Origin of the sequence: Alcanivorax sp., assembly GCF_051117345.1 — a bacterium.
Classification (GTDB): Bacteria; Pseudomonadota; Gammaproteobacteria; order Pseudomonadales; family Alcanivoracaceae; genus Alcanivorax.
The window spans coordinates 1-3,318 of the sequence record NZ_JBNPEC010000198.1 but is presented as its reverse complement, the minus strand read 5'-3'; the positions used below and the strand labels follow the sequence as shown (position 1 = coordinate 3,318).

Here is a 3,318-nt window from a genome sequence, read left to right as displayed (position 1 = left end):
CACGAAGAAACCGGCCTGGTATTGCGCGACAACACCTGGGGCAGCATCGAGGAAGATGCCCTGCGCCGGGATTTCACCATTAACGCGCTGTACTACAACATCGCCGATTTCACCCTGCATGATTTCGTTGGCAGCCTGGATGACATCGACAAGCAGGTCATCCACCTGATCGGCGACCCGGAAACCCGCTTCCGTGAAGACCCGGTGCGCATGCTGCGCGCCGCCCGCTTCGCCGCCAAGTTGGGCTTTCATATCGATCCGGCCACCGGTGACCCGATACCGGACCTGGCGGAATTACTGCTACAGGTCCCCTCCGCTCGCCTGTTTGATGAAGTGCTCAAACTGTTCCTCAGCGGCCATGCCCGCGACTCCTACGAACAATTGCAGAGCCTTGGCCTGTTCCGCTTCCTGTTCCCGGAAACCGAGCAGGCACTGGAAGGCGAGAAAGGCGCCATCTGGGAAGCCATGCTGCTGGCCGCCATGGACAACACCGACAAGCGGCTGGCCGATGGCAAACCGGTCACTCCTGCCTTTATCTATGCGGTACTGCTGTGGCCGATCATTCAGGAACGCATGGGTCATTACCTGTCCAGCGGCTTGCCGCCGGCCCAGGCCCTGCACAAAAGCGCCACCCGCGCCCTCAATACCCAAATCAAGCACACCGCCATTCCGCGTCGCTTCTCTACCGTGATGCGTGAAATGTGGGAGCTGCAACTGCGACTGGACAAGCGTGCCGGCAAGCGTGCCGACGCCATGATGGAACACCCACGCTTTCGCGCCGCCTACGATTTCCTGTTACTGCGCGAGCAGGCCGATGAAATCAAACCCGGGCTGGGCGACTGGTGGACGCGCTATCAGGAACAGGACGAACAAGGCCGCCGCCAAATGATCAGTGAGCTGGGCAATCAGCCCGGCGGTGGCGGCAACAAGCGCCGCCGCCGCCGGCGCAAGAAACCCGCAGCGGAAGGCTGACAAGACGACTCGAGTGACGAGGAGCGAGTTTCGAAAGGCAGCCGGTTCCGGTTTTCGAAACTCGCTCCTCATCACTCGTAACTTGCCCCTCCACTGATCCGAACCGGGAGCCCTCATGCACGCGTTTATAGGCCTTGGCAGCAATCTTGACCACCCCTCGCAACGGCTGATCTCGGCGTTGCGGGCGCTGCAACGTCTGCCCGGCCTGACCCTGCTCCAGCACTCCCGGCTCTACAGCAGCGCACCCGTCGGCCCTCAGGATCAGCCTGACTATGTCAATGCGGTCGCAGAAGTGAGCACCTCTCTCTCCCCACACGCCCTGCTCCACACCCTTCAGGCTCTGGAACTGGCAGCAGGCCGCGAACGCCTGCGCCATTGGGGCGAACGCACCCTGGATCTGGACATCCTGCTGATCGACGACCGCGCCATCGATAGCGAGGATTTACAGGTTCCCCACCCACAAATGACCCGACGGGCCTTTGTGCTGCTGCCACTACTGGAAATTTGCCCCCATGCCCTCTTGCCGGATGGCACCACACTGAGTAGCTTTCTCGGTCAGGTAGCCGAACAACCGATCTCACCGCTGGCAGAACTGGATCGCGATGCACTCATCGAATGAGAAAACGTTAACCGAACGCATTGAACAACGCCGCCAGGCGCGTACCCTGCCGCGCTTTATTGCCGTTGAGGGCCCCATTGGTGCCGGCAAGACCAGCCTGGCGAAACGCCTCGCCATGACCTTCGGCTACGATTTGCTGCTGGAGCAGGCGGACGACAATCCTTTCCTCACCCGCTTCTACCAGGACCCGGCCCGCTATGCCCTGCAGACCGAGCTGTTCTTCCTGTTTCAGCGGGCCGACCAGCTACGCCAGATCCAGCAGCAGGACCTGTTTGCCGGGCCTCGCATCGCCGACTTCCTGATCGACAAGAACCGGCTGTTTGCCCAGGTCACCCTGGACGAAGATGAATTCGAGCTCTATCGCAACGTGGACGACCACCTGACCGTGGACGCACCACAACCGGATCTGGTGATCTACCTGCAGGCACCCTCCCAGGTACTGCGCCAACGCATCGGGCGCCGCGGCAACGATTTCGAGCAGGGTATTGAGAGTGATTACCTGGACCGGCTCAGCAACGCCTACACGGAATTCTTCCATTTCTACGACCGGGCACCGCTGCTGATCGTCAATGCGGCGGAAATCGATCTGGTCAACCACGACCGGGACTACCAGCAACTGGTGAGCGAGTTGCTGGACATCCGTTCCGGGCGCCACTATTTTAACCCCCGGCCGCTGGTCGGCTGAATGATAGCTGCAAGCTACAAGCTACAAGCCACAACACGACATAGCTCTGGCTGTTGCTTAACCCCGGGAGCCCGTGCCTCAATCGGTGCGCGGACCCCAGACGTCAAAGCCAGACAACCTGAGACCGTGTTGTGGCTTGTAGCTTGCAGCTTGCCCCCTGAATTTCCCCGGGAGGTTTCCCATGTCAGTCACCATCCGCACCCTGCATAAACGTAAACAGGACGGCGAGAAGTTTTCCGTGCTCACCGCCTACGATGCCTGTTTTTCCCGGCTGATATCGGACGCCGGCGTGGACGCCATTCTGGTGGGCGATTCCCTGGGGAACGTGATTCAGGGCCAGACCAGCACCGTGCCGGTGACCCTGGAGCAGATGGCCTACCACACCGAATGCGTGACCAGGGGCAATCAGGGCAGCCTGATTATTGCCGACGTGCCCTTCATGGGCGCCGCCACCGTTGAGCGCGCCCTGGAAACCTCCACTGCGCTGATGCAGGCCGGGGCCAATATGGTCAAACTGGAAGGCAGCGCCTGGCTGGCAGACAGCATCGAGATTCTCAATCGCAATGGCATCCCGGTCTGCGCCCATCTGGGCCTGACGCCCCAGGCAGTCAATGCCCTGGGCGGCTACCGGGTCCAGGGCAAGGATGACGCCGGCGCCAGCGAATTGCTGGAAGCAGCCAAAACCCTGGATCAGGCCGGCGCCGCCATGCTGCTGCTGGAGTGTGTGCCCCGGGAGCTTAGCGCCCGTATTACTCGCGAAGTGAGCGTGCCGGTCATCGGCATCGGCGCGGCCCCGGAATGCGACGCCCAGGTACTGGTAATGCACGACATGCTCGGCATCAGCCCCGGTAAACCGGCCCGCTTCGTAAAGGATTTCATGGCAGAAACCGGCGATATCCGAGATGCCTTCAAGGCATATGAACAGGCAGTGAAAGACGGCAGCTTTCCAGCCGATGAGCACTGTTTCTGAAACAGCTTCGAGCTGCTAGTGACGAGCTGCAAGACACGATCCAAAGAAGGGAGAGAAAGAAAGAAGGGAGGC

The 3,318-nt window shown here is 60.8% G+C and carries 4 protein-coding genes; all 4 read left to right on the top strand.

The window, feature by feature from the left end:
- A partial coding sequence (gene pcnB, locus ACFE0K_RS12635; RefSeq protein WP_434536402.1) for a polynucleotide adenylyltransferase PcnB occupies positions 1–972 on the top strand: 972 nt, incomplete at its 5' end.
- A 115-nt stretch (positions 973–1,087) separates the two neighbouring features.
- Positions 1,088–1,591, top strand: coding sequence for a 2-amino-4-hydroxy-6-hydroxymethyldihydropteridine diphosphokinase (gene folK, locus ACFE0K_RS12630; RefSeq protein WP_434536401.1), 504 nt, complete (start codon positions 1,088–1,090; stop codon positions 1,589–1,591).
- Positions 1,575–2,276, top strand: coding sequence for a deoxynucleoside kinase (locus tag ACFE0K_RS12625; RefSeq protein WP_434536400.1), 702 nt, complete (start codon positions 1,575–1,577; stop codon positions 2,274–2,276). Before folK ends, ACFE0K_RS12625 begins: the two co-directional genes overlap by 17 nt.
- Positions 2,277–2,457: 181 nt before the next feature.
- Entirely contained in the window at positions 2,458–3,246 is a 789-nt protein-coding gene (gene panB, locus ACFE0K_RS12620) for a 3-methyl-2-oxobutanoate hydroxymethyltransferase (protein ID WP_434536399.1), read from the top strand.
- The last annotated feature ends 72 nt before the right edge of the window (positions 3,247–3,318 follow it).

Coding starts and splice junctions, on each gene's coding strand:
- folK (WP_434536401.1), top strand. CDS start 1,088: ATGCACGCGTTTATAGGCCTTGGCAGCAATCTTGACCACCCCTCGCAA.
- ACFE0K_RS12625 (WP_434536400.1), top strand. CDS start 1,575: ATGCACTCATCGAATGAGAAAACGTTAACCGAACGCATTGAACAACGC.
- panB (WP_434536399.1), top strand. CDS start 2,458: ATGTCAGTCACCATCCGCACCCTGCATAAACGTAAACAGGACGGCGAG.